This is a genomic window from Streptococcus danieliae (genome assembly GCF_009767945.1).
Taxonomy (GTDB): Bacteria; Bacillota; Bacilli; order Lactobacillales; family Streptococcaceae; genus Streptococcus; species Streptococcus danieliae.
In genome coordinates, this window is sequence record NZ_WSRS01000018.1 from 1 (window position 1) to 23,200 (window position 23,200).

At 45.2% G+C, this 23,200-nt stretch carries 26 protein-coding genes and 1 pseudogene; 25 read left to right on the forward strand and 2 right to left on the reverse strand.

Going from position 1 to position 23,200, the window contains the following annotated elements; all coding sequences use genetic code 11:
* A partial coding sequence (locus E5983_RS03145; protein ID WP_202056349.1) for a transposase occupies window positions 1–141 on the forward strand: 141 nt, incomplete at its 5' end.
* 49 nt (window positions 142–190) lie between these two features.
* Here E5983_RS03145 and E5983_RS03150 read toward each other — a convergent pair.
* Window positions 191–1,210: an IS30 family transposase gene (locus E5983_RS03150; RefSeq protein ID WP_160332465.1), complete on the reverse strand. Its 1,020-nt coding sequence runs from the start codon at window positions 1,208–1,210 to the stop codon at window positions 191–193.
* Between the two features lie 208 nt (window positions 1,211–1,418).
* Here E5983_RS03150 and E5983_RS03155 point away from each other — a divergent pair, with 208 nt between their 5' ends.
* Together E5983_RS03155 and E5983_RS03160 are read left to right on the forward strand one after the other, a co-directional pair.
* Window positions 1,419–3,251: an SH3 domain-containing protein gene (locus E5983_RS03155; RefSeq protein WP_160332466.1), complete on the forward strand. Its 1,833-nt coding sequence runs from the start codon at window positions 1,419–1,421 to the stop codon at window positions 3,249–3,251.
* 17 nt (window positions 3,252–3,268) lie between these two features.
* Complete coding sequence (locus E5983_RS03160; RefSeq protein WP_160332467.1) at window positions 3,269–3,994, forward strand: hypothetical protein; 726 nt, start codon at window positions 3,269–3,271, stop codon at window positions 3,992–3,994.
* 75 nt (window positions 3,995–4,069) lie between these two features.
* Here the strand turns inward: E5983_RS03160 and E5983_RS03165 are convergent.
* Window positions 4,070–5,424, reverse strand: a protein-coding gene (locus tag E5983_RS03165) for an IS3 family transposase (RefSeq protein WP_160332468.1) whose coding sequence is annotated in 2 segments (ribosomal slippage) — window positions 4,070–4,983 and window positions 4,983–5,424 — 1,356 coding nt in all. Because the reading frame shifts where the segments join, the coding sequence is not laid out codon by codon here.
* Between the two features lie 295 nt (window positions 5,425–5,719).
* Between E5983_RS03165 and upp the strand changes: the two genes are divergently transcribed.
* From upp to E5983_RS03275, 22 genes and pseudogenes are all read left to right on the forward strand, one after another.
* Window positions 5,720–6,349: a uracil phosphoribosyltransferase gene (upp, locus tag E5983_RS03170; RefSeq protein ID WP_160332469.1), complete on the forward strand. Its 630-nt coding sequence runs from the start codon at window positions 5,720–5,722 to the stop codon at window positions 6,347–6,349.
* A gap of 66 nt (window positions 6,350–6,415) precedes the next feature.
* Window positions 6,416–7,018, forward strand: a pseudogene (locus E5983_RS03175) (ATP-dependent Clp protease proteolytic subunit); the annotation flags it as partial.
* 100 nt (window positions 7,019–7,118) lie between these two features.
* Window positions 7,119–7,385 (forward strand): DUF2129 domain-containing protein, encoded by a 267-nt coding sequence (locus tag E5983_RS03180; protein ID WP_160332471.1) that lies wholly within the window; start codon window positions 7,119–7,121, stop codon window positions 7,383–7,385.
* Between the two features lie 133 nt (window positions 7,386–7,518).
* Window positions 7,519–8,682 carry an ABC transporter substrate-binding protein gene (locus E5983_RS03185; protein ID WP_160332472.1) on the forward strand — a complete coding sequence of 388 codons (1,164 nt, stop codon included), beginning with the start codon at window positions 7,519–7,521 and terminating at the stop codon, window positions 8,680–8,682.
* Between the two features lie 25 nt (window positions 8,683–8,707).
* The gene (locus E5983_RS03190) at window positions 8,708–9,577 is read left to right on the forward strand and encodes a branched-chain amino acid ABC transporter permease (RefSeq protein WP_160332489.1); all 870 of its coding nucleotides are present in this window, start codon (window positions 8,708–8,710) and stop codon (window positions 9,575–9,577) included.
* Between the two features lie 2 nt (window positions 9,578–9,579).
* Window positions 9,580–10,536 carry a branched-chain amino acid ABC transporter permease gene (locus E5983_RS03195; protein ID WP_160332473.1) on the forward strand — a complete coding sequence of 319 codons (957 nt, stop codon included), beginning with the start codon at window positions 9,580–9,582 and terminating at the stop codon, window positions 10,534–10,536.
* The gene (locus E5983_RS03200; protein ID WP_160332474.1) at window positions 10,536–11,300 is read left to right on the forward strand and encodes an ABC transporter ATP-binding protein; all 765 of its coding nucleotides are present in this window, start codon (window positions 10,536–10,538) and stop codon (window positions 11,298–11,300) included. The genes E5983_RS03195 and E5983_RS03200 overlap by 1 nt, the downstream gene beginning before the upstream one ends.
* The gene (locus E5983_RS03205) at window positions 11,300–12,010 is read left to right on the forward strand and encodes an ABC transporter ATP-binding protein (protein ID WP_160332475.1); all 711 of its coding nucleotides are present in this window, start codon (window positions 11,300–11,302) and stop codon (window positions 12,008–12,010) included. The genes E5983_RS03200 and E5983_RS03205 overlap by 1 nt, the downstream gene beginning before the upstream one ends.
* Window positions 12,011–12,034: 24 nt before the next feature.
* Complete coding sequence (locus tag E5983_RS03210) at window positions 12,035–12,691, forward strand: CBS domain-containing protein (RefSeq protein WP_160332476.1); 657 nt, start codon at window positions 12,035–12,037, stop codon at window positions 12,689–12,691.
* Window positions 12,692–13,066: 375 nt separating this feature from the next.
* Complete coding sequence (gene tmk / locus E5983_RS03215; protein ID WP_160332477.1) at window positions 13,067–13,699, forward strand: dTMP kinase; 633 nt, start codon at window positions 13,067–13,069, stop codon at window positions 13,697–13,699.
* The gene (locus E5983_RS03220) at window positions 13,696–14,592 is read left to right on the forward strand and encodes a DNA polymerase III subunit delta' (RefSeq protein ID WP_160332478.1); all 897 of its coding nucleotides are present in this window, start codon (window positions 13,696–13,698) and stop codon (window positions 14,590–14,592) included. The genes tmk and E5983_RS03220 overlap by 4 nt, the downstream gene beginning before the upstream one ends.
* A gap of 22 nt (window positions 14,593–14,614) precedes the next feature.
* Window positions 14,615–14,926 (forward strand): initiation control protein YabA, encoded by a 312-nt coding sequence (locus E5983_RS03225; protein WP_160332479.1) that lies wholly within the window; start codon window positions 14,615–14,617, stop codon window positions 14,924–14,926.
* A gap of 2 nt (window positions 14,927–14,928) precedes the next feature.
* Window positions 14,929–15,801: a 16S rRNA (cytidine(1402)-2'-O)-methyltransferase gene (gene rsmI, locus E5983_RS03230; protein ID WP_160332480.1), complete on the forward strand. Its 873-nt coding sequence runs from the start codon at window positions 14,929–14,931 to the stop codon at window positions 15,799–15,801.
* A gap of 4 nt (window positions 15,802–15,805) precedes the next feature.
* Window positions 15,806–16,159 carry a Spx/MgsR family RNA polymerase-binding regulatory protein gene (locus E5983_RS03235; protein ID WP_160332490.1) on the forward strand — a complete coding sequence of 118 codons (354 nt, stop codon included), beginning with the start codon at window positions 15,806–15,808 and terminating at the stop codon, window positions 16,157–16,159.
* Window positions 16,160–16,168: 9 nt separating this feature from the next.
* Complete coding sequence (xseA, locus tag E5983_RS03240; RefSeq protein WP_160332481.1) at window positions 16,169–17,509, forward strand: exodeoxyribonuclease VII large subunit; 1,341 nt, start codon at window positions 16,169–16,171, stop codon at window positions 17,507–17,509.
* Window positions 17,487–17,702 (forward strand): exodeoxyribonuclease VII small subunit, encoded by a 216-nt coding sequence (locus E5983_RS03245; protein ID WP_160332482.1) that lies wholly within the window; start codon window positions 17,487–17,489, stop codon window positions 17,700–17,702. The genes xseA and E5983_RS03245 overlap by 23 nt, the downstream gene beginning before the upstream one ends.
* Window positions 17,699–18,565, forward strand: coding sequence for a polyprenyl synthetase family protein (locus E5983_RS03250; RefSeq protein ID WP_160332483.1), 867 nt, complete (start codon window positions 17,699–17,701; stop codon window positions 18,563–18,565). Before E5983_RS03245 ends, E5983_RS03250 begins: the two co-directional genes overlap by 4 nt.
* The gene (locus tag E5983_RS03255; RefSeq protein ID WP_160332484.1) at window positions 18,555–19,361 is read left to right on the forward strand and encodes a TlyA family RNA methyltransferase; all 807 of its coding nucleotides are present in this window, start codon (window positions 18,555–18,557) and stop codon (window positions 19,359–19,361) included. Before E5983_RS03250 ends, E5983_RS03255 begins: the two co-directional genes overlap by 11 nt.
* Complete coding sequence (locus E5983_RS03260; protein ID WP_160332485.1) at window positions 19,348–19,764, forward strand: arginine repressor; 417 nt, start codon at window positions 19,348–19,350, stop codon at window positions 19,762–19,764. Before E5983_RS03255 ends, E5983_RS03260 begins: the two co-directional genes overlap by 14 nt.
* 4 nt (window positions 19,765–19,768) lie before the next feature.
* Window positions 19,769–21,430 carry a DNA repair protein RecN gene (gene recN / locus E5983_RS03265; RefSeq protein WP_160332486.1) on the forward strand — a complete coding sequence of 554 codons (1,662 nt, stop codon included), beginning with the start codon at window positions 19,769–19,771 and terminating at the stop codon, window positions 21,428–21,430.
* A 58-nt stretch (window positions 21,431–21,488) separates the two neighbouring features.
* The gene (locus E5983_RS03270; protein WP_160332487.1) at window positions 21,489–22,322 is read left to right on the forward strand and encodes a DegV family protein; all 834 of its coding nucleotides are present in this window, start codon (window positions 21,489–21,491) and stop codon (window positions 22,320–22,322) included.
* 113 nt (window positions 22,323–22,435) lie between these two features.
* Window positions 22,436–22,711, forward strand: coding sequence for an HU family DNA-binding protein (locus E5983_RS03275; protein ID WP_160332488.1), 276 nt, complete (start codon window positions 22,436–22,438; stop codon window positions 22,709–22,711).
* The last annotated feature ends 489 nt before the right edge of the window (window positions 22,712–23,200 follow it).

A 23,200-nucleotide genomic window follows, 5' to 3' on the forward strand; every position in this document is an offset into this window, starting at 1 on the left:
GTGGAACCTGTCTTTGGACAGGTAAAGGCTTGTTTAGGTTACAAACGTTGTAACCTACGAGGAAAACGACAAGTAAAAATTGACATGGGATTGGTTCTCATGGCCAATAATCTCCTCAAATATAGGAAGAGGAGATTCTAAAAGAAAAGGAGAGACTCATTTCAGTAGATGAATCTCTCCTTTTTAGGCTTTATGAGACTTTTGTCCCAGCCTCAAATTTCGCAGTTTTGTAATGATGAAGCCGTCTAGGTCTCTCGTTGATAGCTTCTAGATACTGAGAGAGTTCTTCATCTGTTAGTGGATTGAGAGATTGCCCCTTGGGGATAAATTCTCTGAGGAGTCCATTGAAATGCTCATTTGTCCCTCTTTCGTGCGATGAATAGGGATGAGCAAAATAAACATCAACACCCGTTAGTTCTGATAAGAGACTAAATTCAGAGCCGTTATCAGATGTAATGGAAGTAATAGGATATCTTTCAACCCAGTCCTGCACAATTTTCTTGATAGTTTCTGATTGTTTGTTCGGTAACTTACAGGCCAAGGCAAAGCGAGTCTGACGTTCCACTAACGTCATTACAACGGCCTCTCCTCGGGTCTTTTTACCAAGTATCAAATCAATTTCCCAGTGTCCAAATTCAGAACGGTTGTTGATACTTTCTGGTCGTTCCTCAATGGATTTTCCAAGAACTTTCTTGTTGATTTTGATTCCAGATCGAGTCCGTTTTCTGCTACTTACCATCTTTGGTAAATCAATCGGTTTAATGGGTAAACGGTTATCTAGTATGTAGCGATAAATAGTCTTAGTTGACGGGATGACTTCTGTTGGGTGTTCTTCTTTATACTCATGGACAAAGGAATCTACACTATGACGGCGAACCTTGGCTTTGACAGCTTTTTCAAGCTTCTCAAAGAAAGTTGATGAGCACTTGTCTAGTTTCAGCCAAACACTCTTTTTGCGATTTTCTTCGTAGACAAGCTGAGCTCTATCTGCAAAATAAGCCTTGTAATAAGTCAGTTTTCCATTCTTATCTTGAACTTGAGTCACTGCACCACGCTCGATTTCCCGGCAGATTGTTGAACGGTGACGACCTAATAATCGGGCAATCTCAGCAGGTTTCTTGCCTAGTTTGAGATAAGCACTAATTTCACCACGTTCGGAAGCTGATAAGTGAGAATAAAGATACTTTTTGGTAGAATGAGTTTGAGACATGTTCATCTTCTTTCTATACTGTTTTGGCGAACTCTAGTATAGCAGACGAACATGTCTTTTTTGTTGCACTTCATTTTACAACACGGCTTTAAAAATATTTTGATATTTTTTTCACAAAAACACTAGACGGGGCACTTGATTTATGATACACTTATTGTGTGAAATAAATCACTAATTATTTTAAGTGAATTTTTTAGGAGGTTCATCCATGGAAAAGATGTCAGTACAAAATCGTGTTCAAAGATTTTCTTTTAGGAAATGTTCTTTTGGTCTTGCGTCTGTCCTACTAGGATTTTGGTTAGTTTCAGGAACTAGTAGTGTTTACGGAGATGAGATGAAGGCCAGTGATTCAACAACTGTTGGAGTTGTGACTACTGAGACATTAGTTGAACCTCCGATGACCAGTGAAATTATTTTAGATCAATCTGCTAGTATCGTTGTAGAAAATGTTGAAGTTCCGAGTGTAAGTACTGAACTGGTAGAGGTTAAAGAAGTACCTGTCGAGACAGTAAATGTATCGAAAGTTGATTCCATTGATCTAGCTACTTCTGTAGAGGTGGAATTGAAATCAGTAGCTGTCAATACAGTTCAGGAAATGAAAGATGGGAATATTGCTCCTTCTCCTGAAGCAGATTCGGTTGAGAAACTAGCACCTGTAAAAGCTACTGAGGATATTAAAGTTTCTGAGCCATCTGAAGCTGTTGCGAAAGTGAAGAATGTTCTAGAAGATAAGAGCGAATCCTCTATCTTGGATAGCATTCCAAAAGTGGGAGATGATGAAGCCCCTCAGGTTAAGTTGGTTGGAGACGATGAAAAACCTTTGGATAAAGCCCGAATAAGAAGAAGTCGGTTTAGAGTTGCTGGTGTTGAGAGAGGAACTTATATAGGGGATAATTATCCTTGGAAGCATGGTAATACCTACACTGATCTTGATCGTTGGGGATATCCTGTACGGCAATGTACTTCGTTTGTTGCTTTTAGATTGGCAGAAACAAATGGATTTTCCAATGTTGGTTATTTAGGTAATGGAGCAGATTGGGGAATCAATGCAGCTTCGCGTGGAGGGTATGTTGATAAAGTTCCCGCAGTAGGTTCTGTAGCATGGTTTGGTAGAGGGGTTTTTGAAGCTTCTGATATATATGGACATGTTGCTTGGGTAGCTGCTGTTGAGGGAAATAATGTTATTATTGAAGAATATAACTTTAACTGGAGCCAAAATTATCATAGAAGAAGTATCCCTATCTCATCTGTAAGTGGTTTTATCCATTTTAAAGATTTAGGTGGTCGAGTTGCTACTCCAACTGTTCAGAAGAATGCAGGGGAGCTAGCTCCTAGTGGAACTTATCATTTTACAACAAAATCATTTATTAAGAGTGAGCCACGAGTTACAGCGACTGATGTAGCTTACTATGATGTGGGTATGTCCGTGAATTATGATCGTACTTTAGAAGCGGATGGACATCATTGGATTAGTTATATCTCTTCTAAAGGAGGTCGTTACTACATTTCTGTCGGTAAAGCATCTTCGAAAACAGCAACAGTTGTAACACCTGTTTCAAATAATTCAGTAGTTACTGTCAGCAGTTCTCTTCCTGCAAGTGGCACCTATCAGGTTAAAGAAAAATCTTTTATTAAAGCTGAACCTAAACTATCAGCTGCGGATTTGGCTTACTATGATGCGGGATCATCCGTGAACTACGACAAAGTTTTGGAGGCAGATGGCTACCGCTGGATCAGTTATTTATCTTTCCAAGGTAACCGTCGTTATATAGCCATTCAGGCATTAGAGGCATCTAATCCGTCAGCTGCTAATCAATCTAATGTTGTAGCTTCCTCAAAAGTATCCTTACCTGCAAGTGGTAGCTATACATTTACTCAAAAATCCTTTATTAAAAATGAGCCACGCCTGTCAGCTGAAAATATTGCTTATTATGATATTGGGATGTCAGTAAATTATGATAAAATAGTATCAGGTGATGGACGAGACTGGTTGAGTTACATCTCAGGTTCAGGAGTTCGTCGATATATTGCACTTCCTTAAGATTAGGAGACAACATCATGAAAAAATATGGTCTTTGCTTATTGGCTGTCCTTGCTTTGACAGCTTGTACCCCAGCTAAAGAAGCTGATGTTAAACCCGCTGTAAGTTCTTCAAGCAGCCAGAAGCTTGTGAAATCGAGCCAAAGCAGTTCCTCTGTCCAAAAGAAACAAGAGCAGAAAATGCGTCCGTCTTCTTCTGTTAAGCCTGCGGTTGCCGGAGAAGGAGTGGAGAATCAATCTGCTGCCTCTAAAGTGGAAGCTGGTGTAGGAGCTAGTGCCGGCGCTATGTCTCAGGGGACAGGTGTCGGAGCATCTCAAGAAACAGGTGTTTCAGCAGATGTGTCTACAGGTGGAGAAGCAACAGGTTCTACTGTAGGGGTTCCGGCTCAGACCACTGGGATTCATGGGGAGTCCTTGGTTGCAGGTGATTTTTCAAGTATTGCTGGAATCTGGCAGGATGAATTTGGCAATCAGCTCTATGTTCAAGCAGATGGCACTGTTGGAGTGGTGATGGCTGAATCAGAGGCTATTCCGGAGCTTGAGCGTGTAAATCTGACTCGGGAACTGTTCTTGTATCCGGAGGTGGGAAGCTGGGATGGCACAGCGTATTTTGGTAGATTTGCAAATGATGCTCATACTAGTGGGTTACCTTATGTTTCTATAAATGCCGAAAATGGGACTTTTGACTTGATTGCGGCACAGTCCACAAATACGTATACTGGAATCTTTACTCGGGTTGAGTAAATTCATTGAAGATTAAAACAGGCTTTGGGCTGAGGAGAGTGGTCCTGAACTGACCCCCAAAAGTTGGACAAATAGTTATTGAAAGGATTGAATCCTGTATTGCACAGGACTCAGTCCTTTTAATTTTACCTTAATTCTTTTGTTGTTGTAGTAATCAATGTAATCACTAATAGCCTGTATCAATTCATCAATACTCTTGAAACTAGACTCATAGCCATAAAACATCTCTGTTTTCAGCACTCCGAAAAAGGATTCCATCATTCCATTATCTGTACTATTCCCCTTACGAGACATAGAAGGACGCACTCCTTTCGATTCGAGAAATGAATGATAGCTATTGTGCTGATACTGCCAACCTTGATCACTATGAAGGATACAGCCACCATAATTACCGTCTGGAAAAGCAGCTTCAAGCATATCTTTTACTTGTTTTAGATTTGGTGAAGTGGAAAGTGTGTGGGAGATGATTTCACTGTTATAACCATCAAGAATTGGCGATAAATACAACTTCTGTTCACTACTAGGAATGGCAAATTCAGTCACATCTGTGTAACATTTTTCATATGGTCTATCCGCTTCAAATTGACGTTGAATGAGATTATCAGCCTTCTTACCAATCTCTCCTTTATAGGAACTATATTTCTTCCGATTCCGACGAATGCGTGCTTCTAATCTTAGCTCTTTCATGATTCGTTGAACCTTCTTATGGTTTACAAGATAACCTTGATTTCGCAATTCCATCGTAATCCGACGATAGCCATAGTTACCCTTGTGTTCATTGAAAATTTCTTTGATAAGTTCTCGTAATTCACTATCCTTATCTGGAAGTTCTAGCTTCTTTAAATGATAGTAGTAGGTTGAACGGGCCAGTTTGGCTACTAAAAGAAGATATTTTAATTGGAAATTTTCTTCTAAGAGTTCCTTTATTACTTCTGTTTTCGTTCTCGCTTGGCTTCGGCTTTCAAACGAAGCTCCCTCAACTTTTTTAGGTAAGCATTCTCCGTTCTAAGGTATTCAACCTCGTCTTTCAAGCGTTCCAGCTCAGTTTGATGATCAGGTTTAGACGCCTTTGTTTTTGCCATTTTTACGGATTTCCTTCTTGTTTTCTCAACAATAGTATACCCGTTTTTCTTGAAATCAGCTATCCAATTAGGAAGAGTTCCTCGATTGGGCAAAGCATATTCGAGTGAAACTGATAACGCAGATTCACCTGCAAGTGGGACTCGATCAATCATTTCTTTTTTCAATTCAGGTGGGTAATATCGATTCTTTCCCTTTTTAACCGTTTCAACTCCGTGTTTATCCATTAAGGAAACCATATATTTAAGGTTAGATTGATTAACATCAAACTTCTTAGACAGATGTGGCCATGAATACCCTTCTTTTCTTAAGTGATAAATTTCAAGTTTATCTTCAAATGATAATTTCATAAAAATACACCCCAATCGTTAGATTTTGTGTCTAACATTTGGGGTGCATATCATCCAGGCCGGTTTTTTATTGATACTCATTTAATTTCAAATTTTGACGTTGTCAAGCCTCCTTGATGAACCTAAGTTCTACCTTCGTTGGCTTTCCTAGTCAATTCCTTGAAATTATTCGAGTATTAAAATTTTGATTTTAATTAGGTATGAACTGGAAAAATCTGCTTTTGGGGCTTACTTTGGAAAGCTTTTCAGGGGTGTCTGTGATATAATGGAAAAAATTAAGAAAAGAGGAACCATGATGTCTAAAGTTCAAGTCATTGCGCATCCGTTGATTCAACACAAATTGTCCATTCTTCGTCGGACGGATACTTCTACCAAAGCCTTCCGGGAATTGGTAGATGAGATTGCGATGTTGATGGGATATGAGGTTCTTCGAGACCTTCCCTTAGAGGATGTTGAAATTGAGACGCCGATTACAAAAACGGTTCAGAAGCAGTTGGCAGGTAAAAAATTGGCCATTGTTCCAATCCTTAGGGCTGGTATCGGCATGGTTGATGGGTTGTTGAGTTTGGTTCCAGCGGCCAAGGTAGGTCATATTGGAATGTACCGGGATGAAGAGACGTTGCAACCGGTGGAATACTTGGTGAAATTGCCAGAAGATATTGATCAACGTCGAATTTTTGTGGTTGATCCAATGTTGGCAACCGGTGGTTCAGCAATCTTGGCGATTGATTCCTTGAAAAAACGTGGGGCTAGCAATATTACCTTTGTGTGTTTGGTTGCGGCTCCTGAAGGGGTGGCTGCCTTGGAAGAGGCCCATCCAGAGGTTCCAATTTTGACAGCTGCCTTGGATGAACGCTTGAATGAGCAGGGTTATATTGTTCCTGGACTTGGCGATGCAGGGGATCGACTTTTTGGAACCAAATAAGGGGTTGAAAGTTGACCTTTACTGACCATTTGGGTATAATGAAGTCATTCTAGTAAAGAAGGAGAATACAGAATGATTCCTGTAGTTATTGAACAAACGAGTCGTGGTGAACGTTCCTATGACATTTATTCACGACTATTAAAAGATCGAATTATTATGCTGACGGGACCTGTTGAAGACAGCATGGCTAACTCCGTTATTGCCCAATTGTTGTTCTTGGATGCGCAAGATTCAACCAAGGATATTTACCTCTATGTAAATACCCCAGGTGGATCTGTGTCAGCAGGTTTGGCGATTGTGGATACCATGAACTTTATCAAGGCTGATGTTCAAACAATTGTGATGGGGATGGCAGCTAGCATGGGAACCATCATTGCTTCCAGCGGTGCCAAGGGTAAACGTTTCATGTTGCCCCACGCGGAATACATGATTCACCAGCCAATGGGTGGTACTGGTGGTGGTACTCAACAAACGGATATGGCGATTGCCGCTGAGCATTTGCTAAAAACGCGTCATACCTTGGAAAAAATCTTGGCAGACAATTCTGGTAAACCCGTGGAGCAAATCCACAAGGATGCGGAACGCGATTACTGGATGAGTGCTGAGGAAACCTTGGCTTACGGTTTCATTGATGAAATTATGGCCAACAACCAATTACCACAAGCTTAATCGATCACAGAGAAGGAGGTTGGATTGCCAACCTCTTTTCCTTTGGGGAGACTAGTTTTTGCCTATTTCTTATGATAAAATGGTTCTAAAAGGAGAGGCTATGGAAGCAAAGGTTCAACATCGGTCATTGTATGTTTATCTATATTATAATCGGGATCGGCGCAAGTTGAGTTCCTATGGGGATATTGCTTATCACTCCCGGCGCTTACGCTATGTTCAATTGTTTGTAAAAGCAGACCAGCTATCGTCGATTATCGCCCAATTGCAAGGGCAGTCTTTTGTACGGGATATTCAAACCAGTTTGTTAACAGAATTGCCCCTCACCTATCAAGGTATCGATTTAGGAACCCTAGAAAGCGGAGACTGATATTCCGCTTTTTAATTTGTGAAAGGAAAAATGAAAGTTTTCATGAGAAAATAAGTAAAAAATCGGGAACATGTATTGACAATTTTCTGACAATTCTATATATTAGACTCTATAAAAAAAGAGGAGTAGTTTTATGAAAGGTAAAACGTTAGTGGCCACAGTCCTGCTGGCCTCTATGACATTGTTAGCAGCTTGTAGCCAAGTGCCAGTTGCGGACGGTTCCAAAGCTAAGGGAACAGAGATTGGGGAGACTATTAAGGTCGGCTTTAACTTTGAAAATACTGGTTCTGTAGCCGCTTATGGATCTGTGGAGCAAAAAGGAGCCTTGCTAGCTGTTGAGGAAATTAACCAGGCAGGTGGTGTTGATGGCAAGCAAATTGAAGTCATTTCTAAAGATAATAAATCGGAAACTCAAGAAGCAGCTTCCGTATCAACCAATTTGGCCATTCAACAGGAAGTCAATGCCATTGTCGGCCCTGCAACCTCTGGTGCGACTGCAGCAGCGATTCCGAAAGCTACTATTGCGGGTGTACCGGTGATTTCACCAAGTGCGACACAAGACGGTTTGACGGCTGGCCAGGACTTCCTATTTGTGGGAACCTTTCAAGATAGCTACCAAGGGCGAATCATTGCCAAGTATGTTGCGGATAATTTGAAGGCTAAAAAAGTAGCCTTGTTTACCGATAACTCGAGTGACTATGCCAAAGGGATTGCTAAGTCCTTCAAGGAAGCCTATAAAGGTGACATTGTGATTGAAGAGACCTTTATCGCTGGGGATACCGACTTCCAAGCAGCCTTGACAAAAATGAAAGGAAAGGACTTTGATGCCATGGTTCTGCCAGGTTACTATACCGAAGCTGGTAAGATTGTCAACCAAATGCGGGGGATGGGCTTGAATCAACCGATTGTTGGTGGAGATGGTTTGAACTCAGAGGAGTTTGTCCAACAGGCGACAGTTGAAAAAGCCAATGATATCTACTTTGTATCTGGTTTTTCTTCCACTGTAAAAACCAGCGAAGAAGCGGAAGCCTTCAAAAAAGCTTACCGTGACCGCTTTAAAGAAGAACCAAGTACCTTCTCAGCCTTGGCTTATGACTCGATGAAAATGATGGCCAAAGCGATGGAGGGAGCTGATAATTCCATCCAGATTCGGGATAACCTGACTAAGATTAAGAACTATAACGGGGTAACCGGTAAAACTAGCTTTGATGCCGATCACAATACCAGCAAATCAGCCTTTATGATGACCATGCAAAAAGGTAAGGTTGAAGAAGCGGTTTCGGTACAACCAGACTAAGTCGTTTAGGAGATTATTTAGAATGATACTACAGCAATTATTGAATGGGCTGATCTTGGGAAGTATTTATGCTCTTCTTGCCTTGGGCTATACCATGGTATATGGAATTATTCGCTTGATCAACTTTGCCCACGGGGATGTTTATATGATGGGAGCCTTTCTAGGTTATTTCCTCATTAATACCCTCCACTTAAATTTCTTTGTGGCCCTCTTGTTGGCCATGGTTGGAACCGCAGCCCTTGGGGTCTTGATTGAGTTCTTGGCTTACCGGCCGCTGCGCCAGTCAACGCGGATTGCAGCCTTGATTACCGCAATCGGGGTTTCCTTCCTCTTGGAATATGGAATGGTCTTCTTCTTTGGTGCTAATCCACGGCCTTTCCCACAAGTGATTGAAACAGTCCGCTATGAGCTTGGTCCAGTTTCAATGACCAATATTCAATTGTTGATTTTGGGAGTTTCCATCCTCTTGATGGTTGTGTTGCAGTTGATTGTTAAGAAAACCAAGATGGGGAAAGCTATGCGGGCTGTGTCTGTTGACAGTGACGCTGCACAATTGATGGGAATTAATGTCAATCGGACCATTAGTTTTACCTTTGCCCTTGGATCAGCCTTGGCAGGGGCAGCGGGTGTTCTCATCGCCCTTTACTACAACTCCTTGGATCCTTTGATGGGGATGACGCCTGGTTTGAAATCCTTCGTTGCGGCCGTATTGGGCGGAATCGGAATTATTCCAGGGGCAGCCTTGGGTGGTTTTGTGATCGGGGTCCTCGAAACGGCAGCAACAGCGCTTGGATTCTCTGATTTCCGAGACGCGATTGTATATGGAGTATTGATTTTGATTCTCCTAGTACGTCCAAGTGGTATTCTTGGTAAAAATGTGAAGGAGAAGGTCTAGTCATGCAAAAAAATCTAAAGGAAAATATGATTTGGGCAGGGCTGCTAGTTGCCGGCTATGCCTTGATTACGCTTTTGGTTGAGATGAATGTGCTCAATCTCTACTATCAAATGATCTTCCAACAAATTGGAATTAATATTATCTTGGCTGTAGGTCTTAACCTCATTGTTGGTTTCTCCGGTCAATTCTCATTGGGGCATGCTGGATTTATGGCGATTGGTGCTTATGCGACGGCCATTATTGGGAAGCAGTTGCCAACCTATGGTGGTTTTATCGTGTCCGTCCTAGCAGGGATGGCCGTTGCGGGTCTTGTAGCCCTCTTGGTTGGTCTGCCAACGCTCCGTTTGAAGGGGGACTACTTGGCGATTGCAACCCTGGGGGTAGCTGAGATTATTCGGATTATCATTGTCAATGGTGGCGAGGTGACCAACGGGGCTGCCGGTCTCTTGGGGATTCCTGCCTTTACAACCTGGCAAATGGTCTACCTGCTAGCAGCTTTGACAACGATTGTGACCTTGAACTACTTGCGGAGTCCGATTGGTCGGCAGACCTTGGCGGTTCGTGAGGATGAAATCGCGGCTGAATCAGTTGGAATTAACACGACTAAAATTAAGGTGATGGCCTTTGTCTTTGGTGCGATCACGGCAAGTATTGCGGGTTCTCTCCATGCTGGTTTTGTTGGTTCGGTCGTTCCAAAAGACTTTGCCTTCACCAACTCTATCAACATCTTGATCATCGTTGTATTTGGTGGCCTCGGTTCGATGACGGGAACCATTGTGGCGGCGGTTGTACTGGGAATCCTCAATATGCTCTTGCAAGACGTAGCCAGCATCCGGATGATTGTTTACTCATTGGCCCTCATCCTAGTGATGATTTTCCGTCCAGGTGGTCTCTTGGGAACCTGGGAATTGAGTTTGAAGAATCTTTTGTCAAAATCAAAAAAGGAGGTTAAGTCCTAATGGCACTTTTAGAAGTTAAACACTTAACAAAACATTTCGGCGGTTTAACGGCTGTTGGGGATGTAACCTTGGAATTGGACAAGGGGGAATTGGTGGGCTTGATTGGTCCCAATGGAGCGGGGAAATCAACCCTCTTCAATTTGTTGACCGGTGTCTACGAGCCAAGTGAAGGAACCATTACCTTGGATGGTAATGAGCTCAATGGTAAGGAACCCTACACCATTGCGGGTCTAGGTCTGGGGCGGACCTTCCAGAATATCCGTTTGTTCAAGGATTTAACCGTCCTGGATAATGTTCTCATCGCTTTTGGGAATCACCAAAACCCACATATCTGGGCTAGTCTCTTCCGCCTTCCCCTTTATTATAAAAAGGAAGAGGAATATAAGCAGAAGGCGCTAGATCTGTTGAAAATCTTCTCTTTGGAAGAATATGCGGATACCTTGGCGAAAAACTTGGCTTATGGGCAACAGCGTCTCTTGGAAATTGTGCGGGCCTTGGCGACGCAACCTAAGATTCTGTTCTTGGATGAACCGGCGGCAGGGATGAACCCTCAGGAAACAGCTGAATTGACAGCTTTAATCCGGAAAATTAAGGAAGAATTTAACATCACGGTGATGTTGATTGAACATGATATGAGTTTGGTCATGGAAGTCACGGAGCGGATTTATGTGCTGGAATATGGACGGTTGATCGCCCATGGAACCCCTGAGGAGATCCGCACCAACAAGCGTGTTATCGAAGCTTACTTGGGAGGAGAAGCCTAATGTCAATGTTACAAGTTGAAAATCTATCCATTCACTATGGGATGATTGAAGCCGTCCATGATGTCAGCTTTGAGGTCGCTGAAGGGGAAGTTGTTTCCCTGATTGGGGCCAATGGAGCTGGAAAAACCAGTATCTTGCGGACCATTTCCGGCTTGGTTCGCCCAAGTCAAGGACGCATTCTGTTTCAAGGTCAGGAAATTCACAAACAGCCTGCGCAAACCATTGTTGCTTCAGGTCTATCACAAGTTCCAGAAGGACGTCATGTTTTCCCAGGACTAACCGTTATGGAAAATCTGGAAATGGGTGCCTTTCTGAAAAAAGACCGAGAAGAAAATGCTCGGAATTTGAAGAAAATTTTTGAGCGCTTCCCACGTTTGGAAGAGCGTAAAGGTCAAGATGCAGCAACACTTTCGGGTGGAGAGCAGCAGATGTTGGCTATGGGCCGAGCCCTGATGTCAACACCGAAACTCTTGCTTTTGGATGAGCCATCAATGGGATTAGCGCCTATCTTTATCAATGAGATTTTTGAAATCATTAAGGATATCCAAGCTCAAGGGACAACCGTTTTATTGATTGAGCAAAATGCCAATAAGGCCCTAGCCATTTCCAATCGCGGTTATGTGTTAGAAAATGGTAAAATTGTATTAGCAGGTACCGGTCAAGAACTTCTAACATCGGAAGAAGTTCGCAAGGCCTACCTTGGCGGTTAGCAAGCAGACGGAAAGGACTGGAATATGGCTGTTAAAGATTTTATGACAAAGCGAGTGGTCTTTATTGACCCAGATACTTCCATTGCACATGCAGCAGATTTGATGCGGGAACAAAACCTTCATCGTCTGCCAGTTATGGATCATGGGAAACTGGTTGGTTTGGTAACCGAAGGTACGATTGCAGAGGCAACCCCTTCTAAAGCCACAACTCTATCCATCTATGAGATGAACTACCTCCTCAACAAAACCAAGGTGAAGGGTGTCATGGTCCGAGATGTCTTTACCCTTGACGAAGATGCCAGCTTGGAAGATGCAGTCTACTTGATGTTTAAACATAAGGTTGGTATCCTTCCTGTTATGAAAGGGGATGAGCTTCGTGGTGTGATTACAGATCGTGATGTCTTCAAAGCCTTTTTGGAAGTTGCCGGTTATGGAGCACCCGGTACTCGGGTTCGTGTTCGGACTACCAATCAGGTTGGAGTCTTGGAACGTGCCGTCCATGCAGTTGTTGAACGTGATCTCAACATTGATAATGTTGTCAACATTCCAAATGCAGATAGTTCTGTAACCATTGAATTGCAATTGGAGGGTCACACAGACCACGAGCAACTTCGTGAAGAACTCGAAAAACAAGGCTTCCAAGTGGACTATGTTCACGAAACTCAAGCTAAAGCCTTTTAAACTGCAAGGGAACTCCCTCTCAGATTCTTGAATGAACCATTCGGGAATCGGGGGAGTTTTTTGCACCTTCGAAGGAGTCTAACACTCTTTGAACATCAAAAGAATTCATTGTCAGCTCGCTTTGCCCTACCTTTTGGGGAGTGGGATAGAATTTTAAGCTCATATTAAAAAAACCATTGGATCTTACTTTGCTTTTCAATCCCAGCCTTATCAGCCCATCATAACCTCTCCCAGAGCTTTTGAGCTATCGGCAGCTTGTTTCTGAGATGCCGATTGTTTTTTTGAGCTTAGGTACCTTCCGTACCTATGGAACGATTTAGCTAGTGTCAAATTTCATGAAAACAGGTATAATAGTAGCTAAGAAAAGAGGGAACTATGAAACAGGGATTTTTACTGTCCATTGAAGGACCAGATGGATCTGGGAAGTCAACCCTAATCCAAGAATTGGCCAGTCACTTTTCAGATACAGGCCGGGAAGTAGTGGTTACCAGGGAACCTGGGGGCGCTCGGATTGCCGAGCAAATTCGGGAAATTTTGCTCAATCCAGACCATGCAGAGATGGAAGCCAAAACCGAGCTCTTGCTGTATATGGCCAGTCGTCGTCAACACCTAGTTGAAAAAGTCTTACCAGCCTTGGAGCGAGGGGCTTTGGTTTTAATGGATCGGTTTATCGATTCCTCGGTGGCCTATCAAGGCTATGGTCGCGGTTTGGACTTGGAAGCAATTCACTGGCTCAACCAATTTGCGACAGATGGCAAGAATCCTGACTTGACCTTACTACTGGATTTACCAGCCGAACAGGGCTTGGCCCGGATTCAGGCTAATCGTTCAGGGGATGTGGATCGACTAGATCAGGAAGATTTGAGCTGGCATCAGCGTGTCCGTCAAGGTTATTTGCAGCTGTTGGACGAGAATCCAGATCGTTTGGTAAAAGTAGATGCTAGTTTGGATCTTCCCGAGGTTCTCGATCAAGCCCTCCAGCGCATCGTAGAAAGATTGTCCCTATGAGCTCCTTAGCAGAGAAGTTGGAACAGACCCAGGCTAGTCTTCTGCATCGTTTTCAGAAAATTATCCAGGCTGACCGTCTGAGCCATGCTTATTTATTTGCTGGTGGTCCAGAAATCTTGGATATGGCCCTCTACCTCAGCCAAGCCATTTATTGTGAGGATCAGCAAGAGGGCCTGCCCTGTGGGAAGTGCCGATCTTGCAAACTGGTTGAATCCCAAGAATTTTCAGATCTTCATGTGGTCAGCCCCGTGAATCGGATCATCCGCACGGAACAAGTCAAGGGTCTCTTAGGCCAGGTTTCGCAATCGGGTTTGGAAAGCTCCCACCAGGTTTTTATTGTCCGTGATGCCGAAATCATGCACAGCAATGGGGCTAATGCCCTACTGAAGTCGATGGAGGAGCCGACTGGGCAACAACATTTCTTTTTCCTCAGTAAGAACCCCGATCGGATCCTGCCGACCATTCGCAGTCGGAGCCAGTTTGTCTATTTTCCAGACCGGATTCAGGATTTAACCGCGGCCTTTGAGGCTCAAGGACTGCTGAAAACCCAAGCCCAGTTTTTGAGTAGCTTGTTGCAAGGGAACACCCAGCTTCTGGAAAACCTGAGTCAAAACTGGATTTTGGAGATGAATGCCCAGCTTGATAGTTGGTTGCAGCAGTTTCTCAAAAAAGAATCCAAGTCTTTCCTGGTCCTATCGGCCTTGGTTGCCCAAGCAGATGACCGGGATAAACAGGCTCTGTTTTTAGATATGTTGGAACTCCAGCTGGGGCAGCAAGCAGCCACTCCCATGCGTTGGAAACTCTTGAAAGATTTGATGGCGGCCAGGCTTGCCTGGCAGGCCAATGTTCCCTTGTTAGCTAGTTTGGAACGTTTTTGTTTAGAGAATTTGTAATTTGAAGAGAAGGAGGAGCCCCTTGGAAAAGAAAGATATTTTAGTGACCCTTGATAATTTTAGCAATCATCTCATTCGTACTCTCAATGAGCTGGAATCCATGAAAGTAGCTGTGCGCGAATCAATTGAAGAAAACACCCTCCTCCGTCTTGAAAATGAGAAGTTACGGGAACGCTTGAGTCAGGTTGAGACGGGTGAGCCTGAGAAACCCTTTAAACAAAGGGAAGGCTTGCACCGGATTTATTTGGATGGTTTTCATGTGTGCACTTATTTTTATGGCCAGCAACGAGAAGGCGAGTGTGCCTTCTGTGATGAATTGTTATTTAGAGGTTAATCGTGCAGATTCAAAAAAGTTTTAAAGAAGTCTCGGAGTATGGGACGCTGTATTTAGTGCCGACGCCGATCGGCAATATGGAGGACATCTCCTTTCGGGTTTTGAAGCTCTTGGAGTCTGTGTCCCTGATCGCAGCTGAAGACACACGGGTGACCGGTGCCCTGCTCAAGCATTTTGAAATCAAGAATCGCCTGATTTCCTTCCACGAACACAATGCCCAAGCGCGTATTCCCGAACTTCTTGAAGTCCTAGCCCAAGGTCAAGATCTAGCCCAGGTGTCTGATGCGGGCCTGCCCAGTATTTCGGATCCCGGCCATGATTTGGTTAAGGCCGCCCTGGAACAAGGCTACAAGGTAGTTCCAATCCCTGGTCCGTCAGCTGGTATCACAGCCTTGATTGCCAGTGGTCTGGTGCCCCAGCCCCATATTTTTTACGGTTTTTTGCCGCGCAAGGCTGGCCAGCAACAGGCCTTCTTGGAGTCCAAGCGCCACTATCCCGAAACGCAGATTTTTTACGAATCTCCCTATCGCCTAGCAGCTACTTTGGAAAAAATCCTTGCTGTCTACGGCAATCGGCAGCTCGTCCTGGTCCGTGAATTAACCAAGATCTACGAGGAGTTTCGTCGGGGAAGTATCCAAGAGGTGTTCGATTCGCTGCTTACAGACCCCATCAAAGGTGAATGCCTGCTCATCGTGGAGGGCTATCAAGAGGAAGCCCAGCCAGCTCAGAGCCTGGAGGCTGTCCTTGAACTCCTCAAGGAACGGGTGAGTCAAGGTCAACGTCTAAAAACCGCCAGTCAGGAATTGGCCAAGGAAACGGGTTTAAAGGCCAAGGAACTTTACCAGGCCTACCATCAAGAAGAAAAGGATGAATAGAAGTATGTTTGATTATTACGGACACCCGCGTTGCACAACCAGCAAGGCAGCTGAAAAAGAATTAAAAGCACTGGGGATTGAAACGCAGTTTATTGACCTGACCCAGGCAGCCCCAAGTTCAGAACAGTTGGAAAGCTGGATGGCTCAAGGAACTTGGCCCATTAAAGCCTTTTTCAACACTAGTGGTAACAAATACCGGGAATTAGGCCTAAAAGATCAAGTTCCCAACTTGACTGCTGCAGAAGCTGCTCAACTCCTGGCAACAGATGGCATGCTGATTAAGCGTCCCTTGTTGGTAAAAGATGGCCAGCTCCTGCAGATTGGTTATCGAACTCCCTATGCAGATTTAGAGCTTTAGGACTGGACTATGACAGACTATCTTTCCGTCGGGACCCTGACCAAGTATCTTAAGCGAAAATTTGATAAGGATCCCTATCTGGAGCGTGTCTTTTTGACCGGGCAGGTCTCCAATTTTCGGGCCCGTCCTAATCACCAGTATTTTTCCTTAAAGGATGAAGAGGCCGTTATTCAGGCAACCATGTGGGCAGGTGTCTACAAAAAGTTGCCCTTTAGGCTTGAGGAAGGGCAACAAATTAATATCGTAGGTCGGATCCAGCTTTACGCGCCCAACGGATCCTATTCGATTGTGATTGAAAAGGCAGAGCCAGCTGGCGTAGGTGAATTGGCTCTTCGCTTTGAACAATTAAAAAAAGAATTGACCCAGGCGGGCTTTTTTAAGGCTGAGCATAAGCAGCCCTTACCCCGCTTTAATCGTAAAATTGGCGTGGTGACCAGTCCTAGTGGTGCCGTTATTCAGGACATTATTACAACGGTCAATCGGCGCTTTCCAGGACTGAGTATCCGGCTTTATCCGGCCAAGGTCCAGGGAGAGGGGGCGGCCGCTGAAATTGCCCAGCAAATTCAGCGGGCCAATCAGGCTGAAGATCTGGATGTGTTGATCGTTGGTCGGGGTGGAGGTTCCATGGAGGACCTCTGGGCCTTCAACGAAGAGGTAGTGGTGCGGGCCATTTTTGAATCGCGCCTGCCTGTGATTTCTAGTGTGGGGCACGAGACCGATGTGACCTTGGCTGATTTTGTAGCCGACCAGCGAGCTGCGACGCCGACAGCAGCGGCGGAGTTGGCAACCCCCTATACCAAGGCCGATTATTTCCTAGCCCTTGAGCGCAGCCAGCTCCAGCTTAAGCAAGCCTTGGACCGCCTGCTCAAGGTCCAAAGGGAGCGTGTGGAAGTTCTCAACCAATCGATTATTTTCCGCCAGCCAGAGCGTCTCTATGATTCTTACTTGCAAAAGTTGGACCAACTAGATCTCCAACTCAAGCAAACGGTGGAAAAAATGCTCCAAAACCAGCAGCACCGGAGTCAGCTTTTGCACCAAGCCTTGATCCGCCAGAGCCCAAGCCCAAGAGTGGACAAGGCCCAAGACCAGCTAGCACACTTGGAAGTTGATCTGCAGCGGGCTATGACTGATCGTTTAAAGCAAGCCCAGCAGCGGTTCCAGGTTGCCAGCGATGCCTTGTCACAATTGGAATTAAGCCAAATTCTCCAACGAGGCTATGCCTTGGTGAAAACAGGCGACAAAATTGTATCCAGTAGCAGCCAGGTTGAGCCTGGTGATCACTTGACCATCCAACTTCAGGATGGCCACTTAGAAGTAGAGGTAAACCATGTCCAAAACACAGACATTTGAAGAAAAAATGCAGGAATTGGAGCTTCTGGTTCGACGCCTAGAACAAGGCGAAGTTCCTTTGGAAGAGGCCTTGAAGCAATTTCAACAGGGGATGAAATTAAGCCAGGAACTGCAAAAAACCTTACAAGAAGCTGAAAAAACCATGGTCACCATCATGGGTGGCGATGGTCAAGAAACGGAAATGAACGCATGAATCAACAGCTAGCAGTTTTGGAAACTGTCCTCAAGAATTTTTATCAAAGCCCAAGCCCAGAGCCACAATTGGTTGCAGGCATTCTTTACTCCATCCAAGCAGGAGGCAAGCGGATCCGTCCCTTGCTCCTCTTAGATTTATTGGAGGGCTTTGGTCTCAAGATTAGTCAGGAGCATGTGAAGGTCGCAGCTGCTCTCGAGATGATTCATACGGGGAGCCTGATTCATGATGATCTTCCAGCCATGGATGATGATGATTACCGCCGGGGTCAACTAACCAATCACAAGCAGTTTGGCGAGGCAGCAGCAATTTTAGCGGGCGATAGTCTCTTTTTGGATGCCTTTGCCTTGTTAGCTCAAGCCGATTTACCAGCGACTCAGCTCGTGGAGTTGACCCAGGCCTTGTCTTTGGCTTCGGGAACCTATGGCATGGTTGGCGGCCAAAGTTTGGATATGCGTTCAGAAGGAAAGACTCTAACGATTGAGGAGTTGCAACGGATTCATGAAAACAAGACTGGCCGCCTTCTGCATTTTCCATTTTTGGCAGCTGGAGTACTGCTAGAGCTCGATGTTGAGAGTCGGGAGCTCTTGGATTCCCTCGGGAAAAACCTAGGCCTAGCCTTTCAGGTGCGGGATGATATCCTTGATGTCACAGCTAGCTTCCAGGAATTGGGGAAAACCCCGAATAAGGATGAAATCGCTCAAAAAGCCACTTATCCAGCCATTTTTGGCTTAGAGGAGGCCCAGGGCATTTTAGCTGAGCTGCTGGATCAAATCCACCAGCAAATCACCGCCTTGGAGGCTAAAGGATTCCAGGGAGCAGTCTTGAAAGAAAGAATAGAAGGATTAGCCATTGGTAGCTAAAGAAAGAGTAGATGTATTGGCCTTTCAGCAGGGCCTTTTTGAAACACGCGAACAAGCCAAACGGGGGGTCATGGCTGGTTTGGTTATTCATGACCTGACCGGCCACCGCTATGACAAACCCGGTGAGAAGATTTCGAATGATATTCCCCTCAAGATCAAGGGAGAGACACTGCCCTATGTTAGCCGAGGTGGTTTAAAACTAGCCAAGGCTCTAGAGGTCTTCGGCATTGATTTGACAGATCAGTGGACCCTGGATATTGGCGCTTCCACCGGCGGTTTTACAGATGTCATGTTGCAGGCGGGAGCCCAGCAGGTCTATGCAGTCGATGTGGGCACCAATCAATTGGCCTGGAAGCTACGCCAGGATCCGCGGGTGATTAGCCGCGAGCAGTACAATTTTCGCTATGCCAATCCAGAGGACTTCCAACCCCAGCCCAGCTTTGCTTCGATTGATGTGAGTTTTATCTCCCTCAGTTTGATCTTGCCGAGTTTGGCTGCGATTTTGCAAGACCAGGGCCAGGTCGTGGCCCTGGTCAAGCCGCAGTTTGAGGCAGGTCGGGAAGCCATTGGCAAAAAAGGGATTGTACGGGAAGCCCGGGTCCATGAAGCGGTGTTGAACCAGACCATGACCATGGCCCAAGGTTTGGGCTTTGGTATCCACGGCCTGGACTTTTCACCAATCACCGGTGGCCAAGGCAATATTGAATTTTTGCTTTACTTGAAATTGGATCAGGGACCAGCCCTTTCACCTGACCAGATTAAGGAGACAGTGAGGAAGGCCCATGAGACATTCTAATGCAGACAAGGACCAGCGCCAGGCCCTAATTCGCGCCTTGATCCAAGGCCAGCCGGTTCGTGGTCAAAAAGAAATCCGGGATTACTTGGAGGCCCAGGGTATCTTGGCGACCCAGGCTACCGTTTCTCGCGATTTAAAGGAAATGGGAGTGCTCAAAGGACCAGACGCGGCCTACCAATTCCAAGCCTCTGCTAAAAAGTCGCCGATTTTGGAGCTGGCAGTCCAGAACCAGATGATTTCCTTGCGAGTGGTTCCCGGTCAGGCCCTCCTTTTAAAACGGGAAATTTGGGCCCGCTTTTCCAAGGATCTTTTTTCGATCCTATCCGATGATGATACGGTTTTGCTAATCTTAAAAAAGGGCGTAGAACCAAGCCTGCTCAAACATTCTTTAGAAAAGTGGTAATGTTATGTTATTAGAAATTTCCATCAAAAATTTTGCCATTATTGAAGAAATTACCTTGAACTTTGACAACGGGATGACCGTCCTAACAGGGGAAACTGGGGCTGGGAAATCAATTATTATTGATGCTATGAATATGATGCTGGGGAGTCGTGCGACGACAGAGGTGATCCGTCATGGCATGCCCAAAGCTGAAATCCAAGGTCTCTTCTCTCTGGAAAAACCCGAAGTAATTCAGAAAATTTTAGGGGAGCAGGGTATTGAGGTCGGCGATGAACTGATTATTCGGCGGGAGATTTTTCAGAATGGTCGCAGTGTCAGCCGGATCAATGGCCAAATGGTCAATCTGTCCGTCCTGCGAGCGGTGGGTCAGCACCTGGTTGATATCCACGGCCAGCATGACCAGGAAGAGTTGATGCGGGCCCAGTGGCATGGCCGCCTCTTGGATGAATTTGGCGATGAGGCTTTTCGGGACTTGAAGGGCCGGTATGTCCAGAGTTTTGAGCGCTACCGGAGTTTGCGCCAGCAATTGGTTAGCCAGCAGACTCAGGAAGCGGAGCATAGTGCCAGGATTGAAATGCTGGAATTTCAATTGGCGGAGATTGAGGAAGCCGCTCTCAAACCAGGTGAAGATGTGAGCCTGCAACAAGAGCGGGAGCAGCTGCTGAATCACAAGTTGATTGCGGATACCCTGACCACGGCCTATCATTTGCTGGATGACGAAGAACAATCCTCCTTGTCCAATGTGGGGACAGCCTTGCGTGACCTGGAGAGTCTCGAAGACTACAATCCGCTGTACAAGGAATTGGCCGGCCAAGTGGCCGAAGCCTACTACGGCTTAGAGGACGCGACCCGGCGCCTGGAGGATCACCTCTCCTCCCTGGATTTTGATGCCAACCGCCTGCTCCACATTGAAAGCCGCCTGGATGTGATTTATGCCATTAGCCGAAAGTATGGCGGTAGCGTTCAGGAAGTCTTGGATTATTTTGAGAAAATTTCACAAGAATACCAGCTGCTGACGGGAAACCAGATTTCCTCTGAGGACTTGGCTAAAAAGTTGAAGGAAGAAGAAAAGGTCTTGGTAGCTCTGGCCCAAGAACTGAGCCAAGCCCGCCACCAGCTAGCCCAGCAGTTGGAAGCAGAAATCCAACTGGAACTCCAGGACCTCTATATGGATAAGGCCCGCTTCCAGGTTCAGTTTAGCAAGGGGAAATTTAGCCGCGATGGCAATGAGCAGATTGAATTTTACATTTCAACCAACCCAGGCGAGGACTTCAAACCCTTGGTCAAGGTGGCCAGTGGTGGGGAATTATCCCGCTTGATGCTGGCCATCAAGTCGGCCTTTTCCCGTAAGGAGGGGAAGACCAGCATTGTCTTTGATGAGGTTGACACGGGCGTGTCCGGCCGGGTTGCCCAAGCCATTGCTCAGAAAATTCACAAAATCGGTCGCAATGGCCAAGTGCTTGCCATCTCGCACCTCCCACAAGTGATCGCCATCGCCGATTTTCAATTTTTCATTGAAAAAATATCAGATGATGTGTCTACGGTTTCCCGCGTCCGTCTCTTGGAGATGGAGGAGCGGATTCAAGAGATTGCGCGCATGCTGGCGGGTGAAGAATTGACGGAATCGGCCATCAATCAGGCTCGGGAGCTCTTGCAAAAACATTGAGGTTTGGGCCTTAAATCTGTTATAATAGGACAAAATGACTGTTAAGAAGTAGGTATGTATGACAAAAATTGCTGTAGTAACGGATTCATCGGTCACTATTGAAGATGAATTGGTTCAAGAGTATGGGATTCAAGTGATCCCGCTATCCGTGATGGTTGATGGGATTCTCTATTCAGATGCGGATTTGAAGGAGGGGGAGTTCTTGAACCTGATGAAAACGAGCAAGAATTTGCCCAAAACCAGTCAGCCACCAGTCGGTGTCTTTGCTGAAGTTTATGGCAAACTGGCCAAGGACTACGATCAGATTCTATCCATCCACATGTCCCACGCCTTGTCTGGAACCGTCGAAGCAGCTCGGCAAGGTGCCAGTTTATCCGGAGCCAAGGTTGAGGTCGTTGACTCTTCCTTTACGGACCAAGCGCAGAAATTCCAGGTCCTTGCGGCTGCCCGCTTGGCGCGTGAAGGAGCTTCTTTAGAGGAGATTTTGGCTGAAATCGATCGTGTACGGGAAAATACGGAACTCTATATTGGCGTGTCCACCTTGGAAAATCTGGTTAAGGGGGGACGGATTGGTCGAGTATCCGGTTTGATTTCATCGCTCTTAAACATCCGTGTTGTCATGGAAATGGTGGACCATGAATTACGCCCAATCGCTAAAGGCCGCGGTGCTAAAACCTTTAAAAAATGGCTAGATGAATTTAAGGCTGGACTGGAAGGCCGAGAAATCGCTGCAATTGGGATTTCTTATGCGGGTAAACCGGATTTTGCGGAAGAGCTAAAAGGCCAACTCCAACCATTTTTAGAAGCGCCGATTTCCGTCTTGGAGACCGGTTCGATCATCCAAACCCATACCGGAGAAGATGCCTGGGCTGTTCTAATTCATTACGCTTAAAGCTGCCTTAAAATCTGAAAGTCAAGGCTGGCGAAACGCTTTTTTTACTTGCTTTTCTCATTTTTTTGAGTTATGATATGTACTGTTAGAAAATTAATGGAGGATTCTTACGAATGGCTAACAAACAAGACTTGATTGCTAAGGTTGCAGAAGCAACAGAATTAACAAAGAAAGATGCAGCAGTTGCAGTTGACGCAGTTTTTGCAGCAGTAACTGACTACCTTGCAAACGGTGAAAAAGTACAATTGATCGGTTTTGGTAACTTTGAAGTTCGTGAGCGTGCAGCCCGCAAAGGTCGTAACCCACAAACTGGTAAAGAAATCACAATCGCTGCTTCTAAAGTTCCAGCTTTCAAAGCCGGTAAAGCCCTTAAAGACGCAGTTAAATAAAACAGTCTGGGGATAGACTGTTTTATCCAGTCTGGGGATAGACTGTTTTATCCAGTCTGGGGATAGACTGTTTTATCCAGTCTGGGGATAGACTGTTTTATCCGATTCTGCTAGCAGAATCGTTTCAACTATCTTTTAGTTTATTTTTAGCACAATACAGCAAGTTGTAGAGAGCTTTCGATACTGCTGATAAAACTTTCGAAGAAAGTTTCAAAGAGGTAGGGCAAAACGAGCTAACGCAGTAATAAAATATAAACTTAAAGAGTATATAAGCCTATTGTATCAACCTTTTAAAGGTGTACAGTAGGCTTTTTCTTTCATTTTGGGGAAGGATTCTGGCTCTTTGTCAAGTTGTGTGGAATCCCTGAAAACTGACAGTTTTAGGCTTTTATTATTTAGCTTTTTAATAAGGGTGTTGAGATGGTTTTAACGTCAATCCGAATCCGGCTTCTTTCGAATTTCTATGAGATGCTTTCCCTGTGGTGGGGG

What these genes read in the sequence shown, in the direction of transcription:
- E5983_RS03150 (WP_160332465.1), bottom strand. Translation starts at nt 1,210, where the DNA reads ATGTCTCAAACTCATTCTACCAAAAAGTATCTTTATTCTCACTTATCA.
- E5983_RS03155 (WP_160332466.1), top strand. Translation starts at nt 1,419, where the DNA reads ATGGAAAAGATGTCAGTACAAAATCGTGTTCAAAGATTTTCTTTTAGG.
- E5983_RS03160 (WP_160332467.1), top strand. Translation starts at nt 3,269, where the DNA reads ATGAAAAAATATGGTCTTTGCTTATTGGCTGTCCTTGCTTTGACAGCT.
- upp (WP_160332469.1), top strand. Translation starts at nt 5,720, where the DNA reads ATGTCTAAAGTTCAAGTCATTGCGCATCCGTTGATTCAACACAAATTG.
- E5983_RS03180 (WP_160332471.1), top strand. Translation starts at nt 7,119, where the DNA reads ATGGAAGCAAAGGTTCAACATCGGTCATTGTATGTTTATCTATATTAT.
- E5983_RS03185 (WP_160332472.1), top strand. Translation starts at nt 7,519, where the DNA reads ATGAAAGGTAAAACGTTAGTGGCCACAGTCCTGCTGGCCTCTATGACA.
- E5983_RS03195 (WP_160332473.1), top strand. Translation starts at nt 9,580, where the DNA reads ATGCAAAAAAATCTAAAGGAAAATATGATTTGGGCAGGGCTGCTAGTT.
- E5983_RS03200 (WP_160332474.1), top strand. Translation starts at nt 10,536, where the DNA reads ATGGCACTTTTAGAAGTTAAACACTTAACAAAACATTTCGGCGGTTTA.
- E5983_RS03205 (WP_160332475.1), top strand. Translation starts at nt 11,300, where the DNA reads ATGTCAATGTTACAAGTTGAAAATCTATCCATTCACTATGGGATGATT.
- E5983_RS03210 (WP_160332476.1), top strand. Translation starts at nt 12,035, where the DNA reads ATGGCTGTTAAAGATTTTATGACAAAGCGAGTGGTCTTTATTGACCCA.
- tmk (WP_160332477.1), top strand. Translation starts at nt 13,067, where the DNA reads ATGAAACAGGGATTTTTACTGTCCATTGAAGGACCAGATGGATCTGGG.
- E5983_RS03220 (WP_160332478.1), top strand. Translation starts at nt 13,696, where the DNA reads ATGAGCTCCTTAGCAGAGAAGTTGGAACAGACCCAGGCTAGTCTTCTG.
- E5983_RS03235 (WP_160332490.1), top strand. Translation starts at nt 15,806, where the DNA reads ATGTTTGATTATTACGGACACCCGCGTTGCACAACCAGCAAGGCAGCT.
- xseA (WP_160332481.1), top strand. Translation starts at nt 16,169, where the DNA reads ATGACAGACTATCTTTCCGTCGGGACCCTGACCAAGTATCTTAAGCGA.
- E5983_RS03245 (WP_160332482.1), top strand. Translation starts at nt 17,487, where the DNA reads ATGTCCAAAACACAGACATTTGAAGAAAAAATGCAGGAATTGGAGCTT.
- E5983_RS03250 (WP_160332483.1), top strand. Translation starts at nt 17,699, where the DNA reads ATGAATCAACAGCTAGCAGTTTTGGAAACTGTCCTCAAGAATTTTTAT.
- E5983_RS03260 (WP_160332485.1), top strand. Translation starts at nt 19,348, where the DNA reads ATGAGACATTCTAATGCAGACAAGGACCAGCGCCAGGCCCTAATTCGC.
- recN (WP_160332486.1), top strand. Translation starts at nt 19,769, where the DNA reads ATGTTATTAGAAATTTCCATCAAAAATTTTGCCATTATTGAAGAAATT.
- E5983_RS03270 (WP_160332487.1), top strand. Translation starts at nt 21,489, where the DNA reads ATGACAAAAATTGCTGTAGTAACGGATTCATCGGTCACTATTGAAGAT.
- E5983_RS03275 (WP_160332488.1), top strand. Translation starts at nt 22,436, where the DNA reads ATGGCTAACAAACAAGACTTGATTGCTAAGGTTGCAGAAGCAACAGAA.